19 protein-coding genes are annotated in these 17,136 nt (G+C 53.7%); 8 read left to right on the top strand and 11 right to left on the bottom strand.

Going from position 1 to position 17,136, the window contains the following annotated elements; all coding sequences use genetic code 11:
• Position 1: 1 nt before the first annotated feature.
• From LCS67_RS21665 to yihU, 4 genes are read right to left on the bottom strand one after another with little or no spacing between them, the layout of a single operon-like run.
• A complete protein-coding gene (locus LCS67_RS21665; protein ID WP_015406200.1) occupies positions 2–859 on the bottom strand; it encodes an aldose-1-epimerase in 858 nt (285 codons plus the stop codon).
• Between the two features lie 3 nt (positions 860–862).
• The gene (gene yihS / locus LCS67_RS21660; RefSeq protein ID WP_001528924.1) at positions 863–2,104 is read right to left on the bottom strand and encodes a sulfoquinovose isomerase; all 1,242 of its coding nucleotides are present in this window, start codon (positions 2,102–2,104) and stop codon (positions 863–865) included.
• Positions 2,105–2,119: 15 nt separating this feature from the next.
• Complete coding sequence (gene yihT / locus LCS67_RS21655; protein ID WP_001067413.1) at positions 2,120–2,998, bottom strand: sulfofructosephosphate aldolase; 879 nt, start codon at positions 2,996–2,998, stop codon at positions 2,120–2,122.
• Between the two features lie 22 nt (positions 2,999–3,020).
• Positions 3,021–3,917, bottom strand: coding sequence for a sulfolactaldehyde 3-reductase (yihU, locus tag LCS67_RS21650; protein ID WP_000268248.1), 897 nt, complete (start codon positions 3,915–3,917; stop codon positions 3,021–3,023).
• Positions 3,918–4,081: 164 nt separating this feature from the next.
• On the opposite strand from yihU, the gene LCS67_RS21645 reads away from it, so the two are divergent.
• The 6 genes from LCS67_RS21645 to fabY all read left to right on the top strand — a co-directional run bounded on the left by LCS67_RS21645 (position 4,082) and on the right by fabY (position 8,891).
• On the top strand, positions 4,082–4,978 hold the full coding sequence (locus LCS67_RS21645) for a sugar kinase (protein ID WP_001614836.1): 897 nt from the start codon (positions 4,082–4,084) through the stop codon (positions 4,976–4,978).
• A gap of 33 nt (positions 4,979–5,011) precedes the next feature.
• Complete coding sequence (locus tag LCS67_RS21640; protein ID WP_000059693.1) at positions 5,012–5,815, top strand: DeoR/GlpR family DNA-binding transcription regulator; 804 nt, start codon at positions 5,012–5,014, stop codon at positions 5,813–5,815.
• A 190-nt stretch (positions 5,816–6,005) separates the two neighbouring features.
• Positions 6,006–6,605, top strand: coding sequence for a glucose-1-phosphatase (yihX, locus tag LCS67_RS21635; RefSeq protein WP_000965695.1), 600 nt, complete (start codon positions 6,006–6,008; stop codon positions 6,603–6,605).
• A complete protein-coding gene (locus LCS67_RS21630) occupies positions 6,599–7,471 on the top strand; it encodes a virulence factor BrkB family protein (RefSeq protein ID WP_000921423.1) in 873 nt (290 codons plus the stop codon). The genes yihX and LCS67_RS21630 overlap by 7 nt, the downstream gene beginning before the upstream one ends.
• Positions 7,468–7,905, top strand: coding sequence for a D-aminoacyl-tRNA deacylase (gene dtd, locus LCS67_RS21625; RefSeq protein ID WP_000560974.1), 438 nt, complete (start codon positions 7,468–7,470; stop codon positions 7,903–7,905). The genes LCS67_RS21630 and dtd overlap by 4 nt, the downstream gene beginning before the upstream one ends.
• Positions 7,906–7,949: 44 nt before the next feature.
• Positions 7,950–8,891 carry a fatty acid biosynthesis protein FabY gene (fabY, locus tag LCS67_RS21620; protein ID WP_001518251.1) on the top strand — a complete coding sequence of 314 codons (942 nt, stop codon included), beginning with the start codon at positions 7,950–7,952 and terminating at the stop codon, positions 8,889–8,891.
• Between the two features lie 14 nt (positions 8,892–8,905).
• Here the strand turns inward: fabY and LCS67_RS21615 are convergent, their stop codons facing one another.
• The 3 genes from LCS67_RS21615 to LCS67_RS21605 form a co-directional block, all read right to left on the bottom strand.
• On the bottom strand, positions 8,906–9,352 hold the full coding sequence (locus tag LCS67_RS21615; protein ID WP_001259009.1) for a helix-turn-helix domain-containing protein: 447 nt from the start codon (positions 9,350–9,352) through the stop codon (positions 8,906–8,908).
• The gene (locus LCS67_RS21610) at positions 9,349–9,660 is read right to left on the bottom strand and encodes a type II toxin-antitoxin system HigB family toxin (protein WP_000558166.1); all 312 of its coding nucleotides are present in this window, start codon (positions 9,658–9,660) and stop codon (positions 9,349–9,351) included. Before LCS67_RS21610 ends, LCS67_RS21615 begins: the two co-directional genes overlap by 4 nt.
• 85 nt (positions 9,661–9,745) lie before the next feature.
• Positions 9,746–10,675 carry an alpha/beta hydrolase gene (locus LCS67_RS21605; RefSeq protein ID WP_001127698.1) on the bottom strand — a complete coding sequence of 310 codons (930 nt, stop codon included), beginning with the start codon at positions 10,673–10,675 and terminating at the stop codon, positions 9,746–9,748.
• Between the two features lie 217 nt (positions 10,676–10,892).
• Between LCS67_RS21605 and LCS67_RS21600 the strand changes: the two genes are divergently transcribed.
• Together LCS67_RS21600 and LCS67_RS21595 are read left to right on the top strand one after the other, a co-directional pair.
• Positions 10,893–11,204, top strand: a complete 312-nt coding sequence (locus LCS67_RS21600; protein WP_001159631.1) for a cytotoxic translational repressor of toxin-antitoxin stability system — start codon at positions 10,893–10,895, stop codon at positions 11,202–11,204.
• A complete protein-coding gene (locus LCS67_RS21595) occupies positions 11,205–11,495 on the top strand; it encodes a helix-turn-helix domain-containing protein (RefSeq protein WP_000362050.1) in 291 nt (96 codons plus the stop codon).
• 46 nt (positions 11,496–11,541) lie between these two features.
• Here LCS67_RS21595 and fdhE read toward each other — a convergent pair whose 3' ends face one another.
• Genes fdhE through fdnG form a run of 4 tightly spaced genes read right to left on the bottom strand, consistent with a single transcriptional unit; the run spans position 11,542 to position 17,065 of the window.
• Complete coding sequence (gene fdhE / locus LCS67_RS21590) at positions 11,542–12,471, bottom strand: formate dehydrogenase accessory protein FdhE (RefSeq protein ID WP_000027730.1); 930 nt, start codon at positions 12,469–12,471, stop codon at positions 11,542–11,544.
• A complete protein-coding gene (gene fdoI / locus LCS67_RS21585) occupies positions 12,468–13,103 on the bottom strand; it encodes a formate dehydrogenase cytochrome b556 subunit (protein ID WP_000829025.1) in 636 nt (211 codons plus the stop codon). The genes fdhE and fdoI overlap by 4 nt, the downstream gene beginning before the upstream one ends.
• On the bottom strand, positions 13,100–14,002 hold the full coding sequence (gene fdxH / locus LCS67_RS21580) for a formate dehydrogenase subunit beta (protein ID WP_000331361.1): 903 nt from the start codon (positions 14,000–14,002) through the stop codon (positions 13,100–13,102). The genes fdoI and fdxH overlap by 4 nt, the downstream gene beginning before the upstream one ends.
• Before the next feature lie 12 nt (positions 14,003–14,014).
• A complete protein-coding gene (gene fdnG / locus LCS67_RS21575) occupies positions 14,015–17,065 on the bottom strand; it encodes a formate dehydrogenase-N subunit alpha (RefSeq protein ID WP_077248424.1) in 3,051 nt (1,016 codons plus the stop codon).
• Positions 17,066–17,136: the final 71 nt, after the last annotated feature.

Below are 17,136 nucleotides of genomic sequence, written 5' to 3'. Positions count from 1 at the left end.
GCTAGTCGCAGCCGATGGAAAAATGCAGTTGATGGATCGCTTTTGGGGCAAGATGAATCAGTGCGATCCCGGAATTAAATGCATCGGGCGGGCAGCTCATAGGCTCTACCGCGAGACCTTTTCGGCTGAGTTTTTCGCCGGTATAGATCTGTAGCCAGGGTTGGTTGCTGCGTAAAAATGTAGACATGTTCTGCGTTGGGCTGGTAAGTCTGACCTCCCACTCAGCCGGGGTAGTCGCGGTCTTAACCGCATGATCAAGGCGCGTTTCGCCGAGCAGGCATGATGCGGAAAAATCCCTGCCTGCGGGCAATTCTTCGCTTGCAGGCAGTGTTAATACACAGCTATCGATGCTTTGTAGATTACAAGTCAAATAAGGATGTGCGCCCGCGCCATAAGGGGCTGATTCATCGCCAATGTTTTGCGTACGAATCAATACGCGCAGCCCACTGGCGGCATCTAACCGATAAATTACTTCCGATATCAACGCAAAGGGATAGCCGTAAGAGGGCGGCAGAAAAATCGTTAGCGACGCTTCCGTCGCCGACTGATAATTAATCTGCCAGTCTCGCCAGGCTAACAGACCGTGAATGGCGGTCTGCGAAACCGGGTCGTTAACGGCAAGCTGGAAAACCTTGCCGTTATAGGAGTAGCAGCCATTTGTCACGCGATTGGGCCAGGGAATCAATACTTTCCCCAGATGCGCCATGGGTATTTCTTCCGGTTTATGCGGGATGACCACATGGCGTCCATGATGGGTCAGTTCCGCCAGACCTGCGCCAACCGTGACGATTTTCGCCTGGTAATGGCCCGCATTAAGCTGAATAGTTTTTCCACCGCTGTGCATGGCTGCCATCCTCATGACCTATTTCGCGTTGATATCCAGGAGACCCGCCGCGACCGCTGGAGCCAGGCCTGGCGCCAGTGGCAGACGAGGAATGACCAGGCAGTGCAGCAGATGGTAAATATCTTGCTTGCCGTCCCACACTTTGGTGGTCACTTTGTTATCGGCGTCCAGCTCTTGCCACCAGGAACCATTTTCATAGTCCATCAGGTACTTAATGCAGTAGTCCCACCATTTCTGATACCACTCTTCATACTGGCTATCGCCCGTCAGGGTGTAGAGGGCGTAGGCCGTACCCATCGCTTCCACAATCGGCCAGCGCACGCGTTCACGTACGATAGGTTTACCGTCCCAGTCGACTGAGTAGACAAAGCCGTCTGCGCCATCTGGCGCCCAGGCGTCGCGGATAGTGGCATGGAACAGACCTTTCGCGTCTTCCAGCAGCCAGGCGGGTGGCGTTTCGAAGCGGGCCTCCAGCGCAGCATGGAGATGGAGCATCAGACGGCCCCACTCAATCCAGTGACCTGGCGTACCGCCGTAGGCGCGGAAACGGTGGGCAGGATTATCTTTGTTGTAGTCGCGGATAGGGTTCCACTGTGAATCGAAGTGTTCATTGACGCGGTAATCACCGTTGCGCGCCACATCATGAATAATTACCGACGCGATACGCAGCGCGCGATCCAGCCATTTTTTGTCATGGGTAACGTCATAAACAATCAGGAACGCTTCGACGGCGTGCATATTGGCGTTGCCGCCACGGTAGTCTTCGGTTTTGCTAAAGGCTTCGTCCCAGGACTCCAGGCACATCTGCTCTTCTTCACTCCAGAAGTATTTCTCAATCACTTCTATGGTGTAATCCAGCAATTCTCTGGCTTCAGGATGCCCGGTAGTGACGGCGCTGGCCGCGCCCAGCAGGGCGAAGAAGTGTTGATAACCCTGCTTAGAGGCATCCACCACGCCCTGATCGTTAACGCAGGCATACCAGCCGCCGTATTTTTTATCGCGCAGCGCGCCGTTCATGGCTTTGATACCGTGATCGACCAGATCATAAGCGCCCGGTCGGCCCATCGACGCCGCCACGGAATAAACGTGCAACATACGCGCCGTGATCCAAAGATGGGTGCCCATCTCTTCTTTGATTTGCCCTTTATTTCCCAGCCAGCCGAAGCCTGTCGGCACCACGGCGTTTTTACCGAAATTAAAGATGCGGTCGGTTTCCTGCTCCAGCCAGCGGTTGTGGCTCAACGTGTTAAACCATTTCATTCTTTCATCCTCGTATTAACGACGTTTTGCCATCATTTCATCGACGATCTCGCCCAGACGTTGCAATTTAGGCGCGGAAACATCACGTAGCATCAGCTCGGTATCCGGTAAACCAATCACTGATGACCAGACCGCGCGTCCCGCCAGGAACCCGGATGCGCCAGCTTCCATGGCGACCCTGACCGCGCGAGGGAACAGTTTTTCGTCCACACCGGAAGAGAGGATGACCCACGGCATATTGATATGCCCATTCAGGCGTTGTGAGGCGGTAAGAAGATCGGAACGCGCGCCTTTGCCGTAGAGCGGCATTTCAACTTTGTAAAGATCGGCGCCGCTGTCGCCCAGCTCTTTGGCCGCATCGATAATCGCCTGCTCGCGATCGAACTTGTCGCCGCAGCGCGGCGGGCGTACAACCGGTTCGATAATGCTCAGCAAACCATTGGAGTGACATAATTCATTGAATTCTTTGACCATATCCAGACGCTGCTGCGCGTCTTCGTCGCTGCGCCACAGCACCAACAGTTTTAAGGCTTTCGCGCCATCCCGTTTTACCGCCTGCGCATTAATTTTTTTATCAATGACAACGTTATCAACGGGAATACCGTTGCCCGGGATGAAATCATCCGCCGCGACGATCATGGCGCAGCTTTTAGCGACCGCGTTTTGTTCTACGGCCTGGCGATAACAGAACTGCTGATCCAGCAGAACGGCAGAGGCATACGGGGAAAGAATTTTCGCCGCATTCACTTTGAAATCCGTCAGCACGCTATCGGCAACGGGTGTTTTCGCACCAGCAGCAGCAAACATTAAACGCATCGCCTCGCGCTGATCGACAGCCAGCATGGCAAACCCGCCGGACGCTCGCGTAATGTCTTTGATGGTGTAGTTGTTCATTCAATTTTCCTTTATACAGTCGTTACTTTTTTACGTTGGCGGTCAGCCCGGCGCTGATGCGCACCTGTTCCAGGATGGCGCTCCAGTCTTCCCGACCGCGGCCTGCGGCCCGCGCCAGGTTATAAACTTCCCGGGAGGCGGCACCGAGCGGCATCGGTACGTGCAGTTGATTGGCGACATCCAACGCGATGCCAAGATCTTTGTGCGCCAGATCGATCATGAAGGCGGGAGACAGATCCCCTTTCATCACTTTATTCGGCCAGGTGGTGGTGAAATGCCCTTTGCCTGCGGCAGTGCCGCTCATCACTTTTAAAGCCACGTCGAAGGAAAGCCCCAGCGCTTCACACAGCACGGCGGCTTCGGCGGAGAGCGCATTTAGCGCAATACTCATGTAGTTGTTGATCAGTTTTACGCGAATACCCATTCCCGGGCCGCCGGTGTTGACCAGCTCATTACCCATCGCCATCAGAACAGGGGTAGCGCGCTCTACTTGCTCCGCCGTACCGCCTGCCAGCAGCAACAATGTGCCGGTAATCGCGTTGTCGGATGTCCGGCCTACCGGCACATCCATCATGCTGAACCCTTTGCTCTGCATGTCGGCAATCAGCTTATCGGTTTGCAACGGATGAATAGTGGACATATCAATGACCAGCGCTTCACGGGAAAGGGTTTCACAAACGCCTTGCTCGCCAAACAAAACGGAACGAACCAGATCGCCGTTCGGGAGCATGGTGATAACAAATTCAGCGCCGATGGTTGCCTGAGCCGGGCTGCTTGCAGGTTGCGCGCCTTTGTCTACCAGACGCTGTACGGCGTCGGGATTAACATCGAAGACGCTGAGTTGATGGCCCTGCTTTAGCAGATTGCTCGCCATAGGAGAGCCCATCTGTCCCAACCCGATAAATGCTATAACTGCCATATCGTTCTCCTGAACACGGTGGTGTCATTTTTTGTCATTAATGAGCCTTTTTCTGTCTGTTTGTGATCGTATTTGTAATTTATAGTCAAAAAATTGACAGCCGTCACTTTTTAAACATTTCGTGAAATTAAAATGAGCACATCGAAAATGCTTGAGGAATGACCATGGTTCGTATTGCTTGTGTAGGTATTACCGTGATGGATCGCATCTATTACGTGGAAGGATTACCGACAGAAGGGGGTAAATATGTGGCGAAGCGCTATACGGAAGTGGGCGGCGGGCCTGCGGCGACCGCTGCCGTGGCTGCGGCGAAATTGGGCGCGCAGGTGGACTTTATTGGCCGTGTGGGCGATGACGACACCGGAAACAGCCTGCTGGCGGAACTGGAATCCCTGGGGGTAAATACCCGCTATACCCGCCGCTACACGCAGGCCATGTCGTCGCAGTCAGCGATTATGGTGGATGCCAAAGGAGAGCGGATTATCGTTAATTATCCCAGCCCGGATTTATTGCCTGACGCCGGCTGGCTTAACGACATCGATTTTTCGCAGTGGGATGTGGTGTTGGCGGATGTGCGCTGGCATGACGGCGCAAAACAGGCGTTTACGCTGGCGCGTCAGGCTGGCGTCATGACTGTTCTTGATGGCGATATTACGCCGCAGGATATTAGTGAGCTGGTGGCGTTAAGCGACCACGCCGCCTTCTCCGAGCCAGGGCTGGCACGCCTGACGGGGATGAGCGAAGCCATTGATGCGCTAAAAAAAGCACAAATGCTCACAAATGGACATGTCTATGTCACGCGAGGCAGTGAAGGCTGCAACTGGTTGGAAAAAGCGGCGGTACGCCACCAACCGGGTTTTACCGTGGAGGTGGTGGATACTACCGGCGCGGGCGATGTTTTTCATGGCGCACTGGCATTTGGCCTGGCAAGCGGATACGCCATCGAAGAGGCTGTCAGATTCGCCAGCGGCGTTGCCGCGCTGAAGTGTACGCGCCCAAGTGGCCGGGCGGGTATCCCTGATTGTGAGCAAACCCGATCTTTCTTGTCACTTTTTGTATAATATGAGCAGTAGGAAGCTTTTAGAGGAATGCTCATGAGTCTTACCGAACTGACCGGTAATCCGCGACACGATCGGCTGTTAATGCTTATTGATGAGCGCGGCTATATGAATATCGATGAGTTAGCCAGTTTGTTGGAGGTCTCTACCCAGACGGTTCGCCGCGATATTCGTAAATTAAGCGAGCAGGGGCTGATTACGCGTCATCACGGCGGCGCCGGCAGAGCGTCCAGTGTGGTCAATACCGCCTTTGAGCAGCGAGAGGTCTCCTGGACGCAAGAGAAAAAAGCCATTGCGGAAGCCGTGGCTGACTATATTCCGGATGGCTCCACGATATTTATCACGATTGGAACGACGGTTGAGCAGGTGGCGCGCGCGCTGCTCAACCATAATCATCTGCGCATTATCACCAATAGCCTGCGCGTCGCGCACATTCTTTATAATAACCCTCGTTTTGAAGTGATGGTGCCTGGCGGCACGCTGCGTCCGCATAATAGCGGCATTATCGGGCCATCCGCGGCGGCGTTTGTGGCGGGGTTCCGGGCGGACTATCTCGTCACCAGCGTAGGCGCGATAGAGAGCGATGGCGCGTTACTGGAGTTTGATGTCAACGAAGCCAGCGTAGTGAAAACCATGATGGCCCACTCGCGACATATTCTACTGGCCGCCGATCATACGAAATACCATGCTTCTGCGGCGGTTGAGATCGGCAATGTGTCACAGATTACCGCTCTGTTTACGGACGAGTATCCCGGTCCGGCATTACAGAATTTACTTCAATCCCAGCAAATCGAAGTGGTTCAGGTGAGTCCTTCGCTGGACGACGCCGTTTCAGCGTGACAAGCGCCCTTGCGCCGGATGGTCGCGTCAGCGCTTTATCCGGCCAATAAAACGGCGCTGTGATGCAGGCGATATTGAACATCGTCTACGTTTCTATTGTCTTTTTGTTAATTGATTTATAAAGGGATACATAGTCAAACTTCTCCTTTCCCGCTACAGTTATTCATCCCCGGTTAGCAAGGAGAATGACATGCTCTACATCTTTGATTTAGGTAATGTGATTGTCGACATCGACTTTAACCGCGTATTAGGTGTGTGGAGCGATCTGAGTCGAGTACCGCTGGCTTCGCTGAAGCAAAAATTTACGATGGGCGAGACTTTTCACCAACATGAACGCGGTGAGATAACGGACGAAGCGTTTGCTGAAGCTTTCTGTCATGAAATGGCGTTATCGCTCAGTTATGAACAATTTGCGCACGGCTGGCAGGCGGTATTTGTCGGATTACGGCCCGAAGTGATTGCTATCATGCATAAACTGCGCGAGCAGGGGCATCGCGTGGTGGTGCTATCCAATACTAACCGACTGCATACCCACTTCTGGCCGGAGGAATACCCGGAGGTGCGCGCTGCCGCCGACCATATCTATTTATCGCAGGATTTGGGAATGCGTAAGCCGGAAGCGCGTATTTATCAGCACGTCCTGCAGAAAGAAGGTTTTTCCGCTGCCGATGCGGTCTTTTTCGACGACAATGCCGATAATATAGAAGGGGCCAACCAGTTGGGGATCACCAGCATTCTGGTGAAGGATAAAGCCACCATCCCTGACTACTTCGCGAAGCTGTTATGCTAAAAACCGTTCACCAAAAAGCTGGACGCCATACGCGCCCTGTTCGGGCCTGGCTCAAGCTATTATGGCAGCGTATCGATGAGGATAATATGACGACTCTGGCGGGAAATCTCGCCTATGTCTCATTACTCTCCTTAGTACCGCTTATTGCCGTCGTTTTTGCCCTTTTCGCTGCTTTTCCGATGTTTTCTGATGTCAGCATTCAGTTACGCCATTTTATTTTTGCTAACTTTATGCCAGCCACCGGAGACGTGATTCAGCGCTATATTGAGCAGTTTGTCGCTAACTCCAACAAAATGACGGCGGTGGGCGCCTGTGGACTGATTGTGACGGCATTGCTGTTGATGTACGCCATTGATAGCGCCTTAAACACTATCTGGCGCAGCAAACGCACACGGCCAAAAGTGTACTCTTTTGCGGTGTACTGGATGATCCTCACGCTCGGCCCGCTTCTCGCTGGCGCCAGCCTGGCGATCAGCTCCTACCTGCTTTCTTTACGCTGGGCCAGCGATCTGAATACGGTCATCGACAATGTATTGCGCATCCTTCCGCTGCTGCTCTCGTGGATCTCATTCTGGTTACTTTACAGTATTGTCCCAACAACTCGCGTACCGAACCGTGACGCCCTTGTCGGCGCGTTTGTCGCAGCGTTGCTGTTCGAGGCCGGAAAGAAAGGTTTCGCGCTTTATATCACCATGTTCCCGTCATATCAGCTCATTTATGGCGTACTGGCAGTGATCCCTATCCTGTTTGTCTGGGTATACTGGACCTGGTGTATAGTCTTGCTTGGCGCAGAAATAACTGTCACTCTCGGGGAATACCGAAAACTCAAACAAGCCGCAGAACAAGAAGAAGCTGACCAACCATGATTGCATTAATTCAACGCGTAACCCGTGCCAGCGTCACCGTGGAGGACGAGGTGACGGGTAAAATCGGCCCAGGACTTTTGGTGTTATTGGGTGTCGAAAAAGAAGATGACGAACAAAAAGCGAATCGTCTGTGCGAGCGCGTGCTGGGATACCGTATCTTCAGCGATGCTGACGGCAAGATGAATCTGAATGTACAACAGGCTGGCGGCAGCGTGCTGGTGGTGTCGCAGTTTACGCTGGCGGCAGATACCGAACGCGGTATGCGGCCAAGCTTTTCCGGCGGGGCTGCGCCGGATCGCGCGCAGGCGCTTTATGAATATTTTGTCGAACGCTGCCGCCAGCAGGCGATAAACACGCAAACCGGACGCTTCGCTGCCGATATGCAGGTTGAGCTGGTTAATGACGGTCCCGTGACATTCTGGCTCCAGGTATGAGTCAGCTTCCGGCGTGGCCGCGGATAACAAGAGAGAGTACGGCTATGTATCACCTTCGAGTTCCGCAAACAGAAGAAGAATTAGAACGTTACTACCAGTTTCGCTGGGAGATGCTGCGTAAACCGCTGCACCAGCCGAAAGGGTCGGAACGGGATGGCTGGGATGCGTTGGCGCACCATCAAATGGTGGTGGACGAAGAAGGAAATTTAGTTGCAGTGGGCCGCCTGTATATCAATGCAGATAACGAGGCGTCTATCCGTTTTATGGCTGTACATCCCTCGGTACAGGATAAAGGGCTGGGGACATTAATGGCGATGACTCTGGAGTCTGTCGCCCGCCAGGAAGGCGTTAAGCGCGTCACCTGCAGCGCGCGCGAAGATGCGGTTGAGTTCTTTGCCAAACTCGGATTTGTCAATCAGGGGGAGATTACTACGCCCACAACCACGCCAATCCGCCATTTTCTGATGATTAAACCGGTAGCATCGCTGGATGATATCCTGCATCGCGGTGACTGGTGCGGGCAGCTTCAGCAGGCCTGGTATGAGCACATTCCATTGAGCGAAAAGATGGGGGTGCGCATTCAGCAGTACACCGGGCAAAAATTTATTACCACGATGCCGGAAACCGGTAATCAAAATCCGCATCACACGGTGTTTGCCGGCAGCCTGTTCTCCCTGGCGACGTTGACCGGATGGGGACTTATCTGGCTGATGCTCCGTGAACGTCACCTGGGCGGGACGATTATTCTTGCTGACGCTCATATTCGCTACAGTAAACCCATTAGCGGAAAGCCAAACGCCGTGGCTGATTTGGGGTCGCTAAGCGGTGATTTGGACAGGCTGGCGCGGGGTAAAAAAGCGCGTGTCCAGCTGCAGGTTGAACTGTTGGGCGGCGAGACCGCTGGGGCAATTTTCGAAGGCATTTATATCGTACTACCTGCGAAACCGTTCGGCCCGTATGAAGAGGGCGGCAACGAGGAGGAGTAGCTGGACATATCCAACTACTCGATGAAGGCATCCGCTGGTAGTTTAAAGCGTTGTGTAAGCGCTTTAATATGATTAACCGTTAGTGCTCTGCGGCCATTTAAGATGTTGCTGACGTTCGATTTAGAACCAAGTTCGTTGGCAAGATCTGCTGCTTTGAGACCGTATTGATCCATGAGCGTTCGCAATACTGAAACGCCAGGGGGCGTTTTCTCCAGGTGTTGGTTGAGTGCTTTGAATTCCGGCGCATGTTTTTCGTATTCACTGATTCGGGCACAGAGCAATTCAAATAGTGGGTTTTCAAGATCGTCGTGGTCGACCAGAAACTCCACTAGCGCTAGTGCCCTGCGATACTCATTGTCATTTCGGTCTTCCCCCATCAGTGGGACGCTTTTTACCGCATCGCTGAAGGTATCAACGATCTTTTTTGCGCTGGTTGCATCCATCTGACGATGAGTTCTCATTCTTTATTACCCCGATAATATGCGGTCAGTTTGTCATATTCGGCATGGGAAACGATATGTTTCACAAATATCTTATGTAACCTGAAATCTATGTAGGAAATGAGTCTCAGGCTGTTACCAGAAACATCAATCACCCACCATTTATCTCTGTACTTAAAATTATCCAGTGAAGGAATATACCGCTTCATCTCTTCAGGCTGAGTGAATGTTTTTTTCTCCAGAACATTCAGCAACTCAGTGAGGGCAAGCTCATGGTTTGGATACATGAGCATCGCTTCATTGAACGGTTTTCGGCTGATAACATGCACAATGTAGTTCCATTACAAAGTTTTCAACCTGAAAATAATTTAGCGCAACGTTATCCAGTTTTCAAGTTGAAAACAAAATTGAATTTTAGGTCATTTTGCCTGTTGATGGACTTACAACACGCCAGGCCACATCTCGCATGGCGCTTCGTGCCGCCTGGCTCACGCCTCCGAGCTGGAAAAATCCGTGGATAACGCCGAGATAACGCTGGCAAGTACACGCCACGCCCTGGTCGTTCAGGCGGTGATATAGCGCTTCGCCTTCATCACGCAGTGGGTCGAACTCTGCGGTGAGGATATGCACCGGCGGTAAACCGGCAAAATCTTCACGCCATATCGGACTGGCTTCCGGGTGGCGGAGGTCGGTACCCTGGAGATACATTTCGAAACCCGATAACAGTGTGTCGCGGGTGATGATGTAGTCTTGCCCGTTGCTGGCATAGCTGGGGAAACTGGCAGTAGCGTCAAGCATCGGGTAGATCAACAGCAGCTTCGCCGGAGACCAGTGGGCGGTGGATTTCAGGCGTAGCGCGCTGACCAATGCCAGGTGCCCGCCTGCGCTGTCGCCAGCAAGCGTGATACGTTCACGATCGATGCCTAACTGCTCCGCGTATTGATGGACGATATTGGCCCCGCGTTCAGCGTCGTCATGAGCCGCAGGGAAGGTGTGCTCTGGCGCAAGGCGATACTGAATGGCAATCACCTTACAGCCGCTTTTCCAGGCCAGTTGCCGTAGCTGGGGGTCATGAGTCAGAAAGCCGCCGCTAACAAAACAGCCGCCGTGATAGTAGAGGATACAGGGTAGAGAACCGGATGCGTTTGGCGGCGAAACGACGCGAAATGTCATCCCTTCCAGCACGATATCTTCCGAACTCACCCGAATTTCTTTCTCACCCGCCAGCGTCGTGCTGGCAATATAGCCCGCTCTTCGGTCATCAATATTCTGCTCTCGTGAAGAGGGGCGACCCGCGGCGATAAACCCGGCGACCAGTTCGGCAATTCCTTTTTCCAGTGGCATATAACGCTCTCTTGACTGTATGTATATACAGTTTATAACCTGGTTCGTTGGGGATGGAAAGTGGTGAAACGAGGGGATAATGATTCTGGATAGAGGTTCGCAAAAAATGGAATGCGGTTGGCGCTGGGTTTTTAATTTTTGTACTGTGAAATGATGATGCTATACGCCATTGACGTATAGATTATTTTCACTACTATAAGCCAATGGCGTATGGAATATGCAATTCATAGAAACGGAACTCTTTACTGAAGATGTTAAAAAACTGCTCGATGATGATGAATACCATAAGCTTCAGGTTTTTATGGCTCAGCATCCAGATTGTGGTGATGTCATTCAGGAAACGGGCGGCCTGAGAAAAATGCGCTGGGGAGCGCGAGGCAAAGGAAAGCGCAGTGGCGTACGAATTATCTATTTTCATCGTAGTCAACGGTATGAGGTTCGCTTGCTTCTGATTTATCAAAAAGGCATTAAAGATGATCTCACGCCGCAGGAAAAAGCGGTGCTTCGTATGCTGAATGAGAGGTGGTAGATGGATAAAGTGTTATTTGAGCGATTAACTCAAAGTATGTCTCAAATGAATGAAATCATTGAAGGGACCCGTGAGCCTTCTCGTACCTTTCATATTGATGCAATGAAGATTAAAGAAATACGGCAGGCATCTGGGTTGTCGCAATCTAAGTTTGCAGAACTGATTTCGGTCAACGTGGATACGCTGCGCAACTGGGAGCAAGGAAGACGTTCACCGACAGGGCCAGCCAAAGCGTTACTTCGCGCCATTGCCAACGACCCGAGAAACGTTATACAAGCATTGCGTTATTGAGCAATGATCCGGCTAACGTAGATTGCTAGCCGGTATACCAGAGAACTTATTCCCCTTCGCCAGGGAACAGGAACGGGTTGATGGAACTGCGGGCGAAGCCCTCCTGTTCCATGCGCGCGTCCAGCACCAGCGAGGCGAGGTCGTCGGCCACTGCTTCTACTTTCGGGTCTTTTTCCTGATAGAGAATCTTCAGGTAAGTCCCGCAATCGCCGCAGCTTTCGGCTTTCACCGCAGCCTGCTCATTTTCCAGCGACCAGTAGTGTAAGTCGCGGCTCTGTTCGCAGTTACTGCATTTTACGCGCACGACGTGCCATTCGGTTTCGCACAGGTTACAGTGCAGATAACGCAGCCCCTGCGTGGTGCCGATCTGCACCATGCTGGAGACCGGCATCGAACCGCACACCGGGCAATACTGGCGCGCTTCACCGTATTCCGCGCGGGCTTTGCCTGGAATCAAGCTGGCCATTTGCGCCCAGTAAAGGGAGAGCGCGGCCCAGATAAACGGGGCTTTATCGCTGCTGACGGAGGCAAAATCCGAGGCAAACAGCGCGCTGGCCATCTGCTCCAGCTCCTGCTCTGAGGCTTTCTCCAGGTTCTCAATCACCGCCAGCGCGGGGCCGCTCATCTCGGGTTTTAGCTCGGCAATTAACGAATGCAGCAGTTTTTGCCAGTGCTTATCACGCGGCAGCACGTGGATATCCAGCGGCGGCTTGCCCTGGTCGTTCGCTTCTTTAATACGTGCGGTCAGATCCATCTCCAGCGGATGGTCGTACAGCACCACTTCCTGTGCGTGCGCGATAAGCGCGGCAAAGCGCAGGTAATCGCCCAGCGGGTTATTTTCAGCCAGCTCGCGCAGACGTTCGGCGCGGCGGTTGTAGACGTTTTTGAGTCGGGGGAACAATAACGGCGGAATCATATCCGCCGTACGTTTCTCGCTCGACCCCAGCTCATCTTGCGGGATTATGCGAATACTCATTCAGTTTCTTTTTCCGTTGTCTTGCGGACTTCTCGGTACCAGCGCGGGTGATGTTTCTTCGCCCACGACCGGGTTACCCAGCCTTCCACCATCGCGGTAATGGTGCCTTTCACCCAAAGGGCGGCGTAGATATGCACCATGATAACCACAATTAACGCTACTGCGGCAAAAGAATGCAACATTAACGCGAATCGGATCACCGGGATTGAGAAAGCAGGCGCAAAGTACGGACGCCAGATAATTACCCCGCTCACCAGCAGCAGCACCAGGAAGATAATCGCCGCCCAGAATACGCATTTCTGACCGAAGTTATAACGCCCGGTGTCACCCACTTCCTCGTTGACGACGATCTTACGAATATTCTTCGCCCAAAAGATATCATCCCGATTGATTAGATTGTGGTGCCAATAACGGAAAAACATGATGATGAACGAGGCAAACATAACCACGCCCACAAACGGGTGCAGAATTCGCGCCAGTTGTGGGGTGCCCAGGATATGCATCAACCAGTTGAAGGATGGGAATAAAAAGCCCAGCCCGCTCACCGCCGCCAGCACGAAGCAGAAGGCGACGATCCAGTGGTTGATGCGTTCCGGCGCCGTATAGCGCACGATGGTGTCACGTCGTTTCATTTGCGCACCTCGTCTTTCTCTTCATGCAGGTTGTCATCTTCCTCTTCCGCGCGGTTCGGACCGACGCCGACATAGTGGAAGACGCTGGCGGCAAAGGTCGCGGCAAAACCGAACGCGGCGAGCGGTTTCCAGACGCCTTTCCAGAACTTAACGGTTTCGCTGATTTCCGGGTTTTCCGGCAGGCCGTGATACAGATTCGGCTTGTCGGCATGATGCAGCACGTACATGACATGCGTACCGCCTACGCCCGCCGGATCGTACAGACCCGCGTTGTCATAACCACGGGTTTTGAGTTCCGCCACCCGCTCGCCCGCCAGCGTTTTCATATCCTCTTTCGAGCCAAAATGAATGGCGCCGGTTGGACAGGTCTTCACGCAGGCCGGTTCTTGCCCCACGGTCACGCGGTCGACGCACAGCGTACATTTATAGACGCGGTTGTCTTCCGGGTTAAGGCGCGGCACGTTGAACGGGCAGCCAGCGATACAGTAGCCGCAGCCGATACACTGCTCGGACTGGAAGTCGACAATACCGTTAGCATACTGAATGATCGCCCCTTCCGCCGGACAGGCCTTCAGGCAGCCGGGATCGGCGCAGTGCATACAGCCATCCTTACGGATCAGCCACTCCAGTTTGTCGTTCTGTTCCACTTCCGAGAAGCGCATCACCGTCCAGGATTTCGCGGTTAAGTCCGCCGGGTTGTCATACACCCCGACGTTATTGCCCACTTCATCACGGATGTCGTTCCACTCGGAGCACGCCACCTGACACGCTTTACAGCCGATACAGGTGGTGACGTCGATGAGTTTCGCCACCTCTTCCTGGTGGTCCCGCGCCTGGGGCGCGGGGGTGAAACCGTTAGTGGCGGAACGACGAATGATGTCTTGCGATTGATAAGCCATAGGTCGTCTCCGTTACACCTTTTCCACGTTCACAAGGAAGGATTTAAACTCCGGCGTTTGCGTGTTCGCATCGCCGACGAAAGGCGTTAACGTATTGGCGATAAAACCTTTTTTCGCCACGCCTTCATAGCCCCAGTGAATAGGAATACCGATGGTATCGATATCCTTGCCGTCCGCTTTCAGCGTGCGAATACGCTTGGTCACCACCGCTTTGGCTTTGATATAGCCGCGGTTTGAGGAGACCTTCACGGTATCGCCATGCGCGATGCCGAGCTTATTCGCCAGCTTCTCGCCAATTTCCACAAACTGTTCCGGCTGGGCGATAGCGTTAAGCAACGCGTGCTTGGTCCAGTAGTGGAAGTGCTCGGTCAGACGGTAAGTGGTTCCGACATACGGGAACTTATCCGCTTTACCCAGCGCGTCGGCATCGTCTTTAAAGATACGGGCGGCAGGGTTAGAGATAACGTTCGGGTGCAGCGGGTTAGTGCCCAGCGGCGTTTCAAACGGTTCGTAGTGTTCCGGGAACGGCCCTTCCGCCATCTTATCGATGGCAAACAGGCGACCCATCCCTTCCGGCTGCATGATAAACGGTCCGACGTCGCTGCCGGGCGCGGCGGCGCTGTAGTCCGGAATATCCCATCCGGCCCATTTTCCTCCTTCCCATTTCAGTAGCTGACGTTTCGGGTCCCAGGGGTTACCCTGCGGATCGGCGGAGGCGCGGTTATACAGAATACGGCGGTTAAGCGGCCATGCCCATGCCCAGCCCAGCGTGTTGCCGAGACCAGACGGGTCGGCGTTATCACGACGCGCCATCATGTTGCCTTCCGGCGTCCAGCTACCGGCGAAAATCCAGCAGCCGCTGGACGTCGTACCGTCATCGCGCAGTTGCGCGAACGAACTGAGCTGTTGACCTTTTTTCACCACCACCGCGCCGGTTGCCGGGTCGATAAGATCGGCCAGCGCTTTACCATTACTTTCCATCGCCACTTCTTCAGAGGCGGGTTCGTATGGTTTGGTGTAGTTCCAGGTCATATTCAGCACCTGTTCCGGGTTGGCGCCGCCCTGTTCAGAGTACATCTTACGCAGGCGTAAAAAGATACCGGCGAGGATTTCGCCGTCGGTCATGGCAATTCCCGGGGCGTCCGCGCCCTTCCAGTGCCACTGTAACCAGCGACCGGAGTTAACGATGGAACCATTTTCCTCGGCAAAACAGGTGGAAGGCAGACGGAACACTTCGGTCTGGATTTTCGCGGGATCAACGTCGTTCGACTCACCGTGGTTTTGCCAGAAGGTGGACGTTTCGGTGTTGAGCGGATCGATAGTCACCAGGTACTTCAGTTTGGAAAGCGACGCGACCACTTTGTTTTTGTTCGGGAATGAGGCCACCGGGTTAAAGCCCTGGCAGATATAGCCGTTGACCTTACCCTGTTTCATCATCTCGAAGTACTGCAACACGTCGTAGCCTTTATCCCACTTCGGTAGCCAGTCGAAGCCCCAGCTATTTTCCGCTGTCGCTTTATCACCAAAGAAGGCCTTCATCATTGAGACGAAGAATTTCGGATAGTTGCCCCAGTAGTTGACCTGATCCTTCAACAATGGCTTCGGCGTATTGGCAGCCAGATAGGTTTGCAGGTCGGTCTGTTTTTCGCTCGGCAGCGTCAGGTAGCCCGGCAGACTTTGCGACAGCAGTCCTAAGTCGGTCAGTCCCTGAATATTGGAGTGACCGCGCAGGGCGTTAACGCCGCCGCCCGCCATCCCCATGTTACCGAGCAGAAGCTGGATCATCGCCATAGTACGGATGTTCTGCGCGCCGATGGAATGCTGCGTCCAGCCCAGCGCGTACAGGAACGACGCGGTTTTATCTTTTGCGCTGGTTTCTGCAATGTACTCGCACACTTTCAGGAAGTCCGCTTTCGGCGTACCGCAGATATTTTCTACCACGTCCGGCGTGTAGCGTGAGACATGCTGTTTCAACAGATTCCAGACACAGCGCGGGTGTTGCAGTGTCGTATCGCGTTTGGCAAAACCGTTTTCGTCCAGCTCATAGTGCCAACTGGTTTTATCGTACTGCCGCTTGTCTGCGTCGTAGCCGGTGAACAGACCATCATCGAAGCCAAAATCTTCACGCACGATCAGGCTGGCATTGGTATAGGCCTCGGTGTATTCACGGTTGTATTTTTCGTTGGTCAGCAGATACAGCATCACGCCTGACAAGAAGGCAATGTCAGTACCAGAGCGTATTGGCGCATAGAAATCGGCCACCGACGCGGTACGCGTAAAGCGCGGATCGATCACAATCAGCTTCGCGCCGTTGTGAATTTTGGCTTCCATCGCCCAGCGGAACCCGACCGGGTGAGCTTCTGCGGCGTTACCGCCCATCACCACGACGAGGTTGGCGTTCTTGATGTCGACCCAGTGGTTGGTCATCGCACCGCGACCAAATGTTGGAGCAAGACTTGCTACCGTTGGTCCGTGTCAGACACGCGCCTGGTTGTCGACCGCGAGCATACCCAGCGCGCGGGAGAATTTTTGCGTTAAATAACCCGTCTCGTTACTGGATGCGGAAGCGCACAGCATCCCGGTGGTGAGCCAGCGGTTAACGGTAACGCCTTCGGCGTTCTGCGCCTGATAGTTGGCGTCGCGATCTTCCTTCATCAGTTTAGCGATGCGGTCAAACGCTTCTTCCCAACTGATCTGTTGCCACTTATCTGAACCCGGCGCGCGGTATTGCGGGAATTTCAGGCGGCTTTCAGAGTGGATAAAGTCCACCAGACCGGCCCCTTTCGGGCACAGCGCGCCACGGCTTACCGGATGATCCGGGTCCCCTTCGATATGAAAAATAGATGCTTTGGCGTTTTTCGCACCGTCGCCGAGGCTGTACATCAACAGCCCGCAGCCAACGGAACAGTAGGTGCAGGTGTTACGGGTTTCGCGGGTGCGCAGCAGTTTATATTGCCGTGTTTCCGCTAGCGCTACGCCGGGCGCGAAGCCCAGTGCCGCCGCCGTGGTGCCTGCCATACCGCCAGCGCAGATCTTAAAGAACTGCCTTCTGCTGACCTGCATGGTTTGCTCCTTGTTTCGACATTGTCACTTCTCTTTCACATTTCTCTATCCGAAACGCTCAGGGAGTGGTT

This window comes from Salmonella sp. A7, assembly GCF_020181675.1.
Classification (GTDB): domain Bacteria; phylum Pseudomonadota; class Gammaproteobacteria; order Enterobacterales; family Enterobacteriaceae; genus Salmonella; species Salmonella enterica.
Note: the sequence above shows the minus strand (reverse complement) of the source record. Positions and strands in the feature narration are given on the sequence as shown.

Coding starts and splice junctions, on each gene's coding strand:
- LCS67_RS21630 (WP_000921423.1), top strand. CDS start 6,599: ATGCTAAAAACCGTTCACCAAAAAGCTGGACGCCATACGCGCCCTGTT.
- fdhE (WP_000027730.1), bottom strand. CDS start 12,471: ATGAGTATTCGCATAATCCCGCAAGATGAGCTGGGGTCGAGCGAGAAA.
- LCS67_RS21605 (WP_001127698.1), bottom strand. CDS start 10,675: ATGCCACTGGAAAAAGGAATTGCCGAACTGGTCGCCGGGTTTATCGCC.
- LCS67_RS21640 (WP_000059693.1), top strand. CDS start 5,012: ATGAGTCTTACCGAACTGACCGGTAATCCGCGACACGATCGGCTGTTA.
- yihX (WP_000965695.1), top strand. CDS start 6,006: ATGCTCTACATCTTTGATTTAGGTAATGTGATTGTCGACATCGACTTT.
- yihU (WP_000268248.1), bottom strand. CDS start 3,917: ATGGCAGTTATAGCATTTATCGGGTTGGGACAGATGGGCTCTCCTATG.
- LCS67_RS21645 (WP_001614836.1), top strand. CDS start 4,082: ATGGTTCGTATTGCTTGTGTAGGTATTACCGTGATGGATCGCATCTAT.
- fdoI (WP_000829025.1), bottom strand. CDS start 13,103: ATGAAACGACGTGACACCATCGTGCGCTATACGGCGCCGGAACGCATC.
- LCS67_RS21595 (WP_000362050.1), top strand. CDS start 11,205: ATGGATAAAGTGTTATTTGAGCGATTAACTCAAAGTATGTCTCAAATG.
- fabY (WP_001518251.1), top strand. CDS start 7,950: ATGTATCACCTTCGAGTTCCGCAAACAGAAGAAGAATTAGAACGTTAC.
- yihT (WP_001067413.1), bottom strand. CDS start 2,998: ATGAACAACTACACCATCAAAGACATTACGCGAGCGTCCGGCGGGTTT.
- fdxH (WP_000331361.1), bottom strand. CDS start 14,002: ATGGCTTATCAATCGCAAGACATCATTCGTCGTTCCGCCACTAACGGT.
- LCS67_RS21665 (WP_015406200.1), bottom strand. CDS start 859: ATGAGGATGGCAGCCATGCACAGCGGTGGAAAAACTATTCAGCTTAAT.
- yihS (WP_001528924.1), bottom strand. CDS start 2,104: ATGAAATGGTTTAACACGTTGAGCCACAACCGCTGGCTGGAGCAGGAA.
- LCS67_RS21600 (WP_001159631.1), top strand. CDS start 10,893: ATGCAATTCATAGAAACGGAACTCTTTACTGAAGATGTTAAAAAACTG.
- dtd (WP_000560974.1), top strand. CDS start 7,468: ATGATTGCATTAATTCAACGCGTAACCCGTGCCAGCGTCACCGTGGAG.
- LCS67_RS21615 (WP_001259009.1), bottom strand. CDS start 9,352: ATGAGAACTCATCGTCAGATGGATGCAACCAGCGCAAAAAAGATCGTT.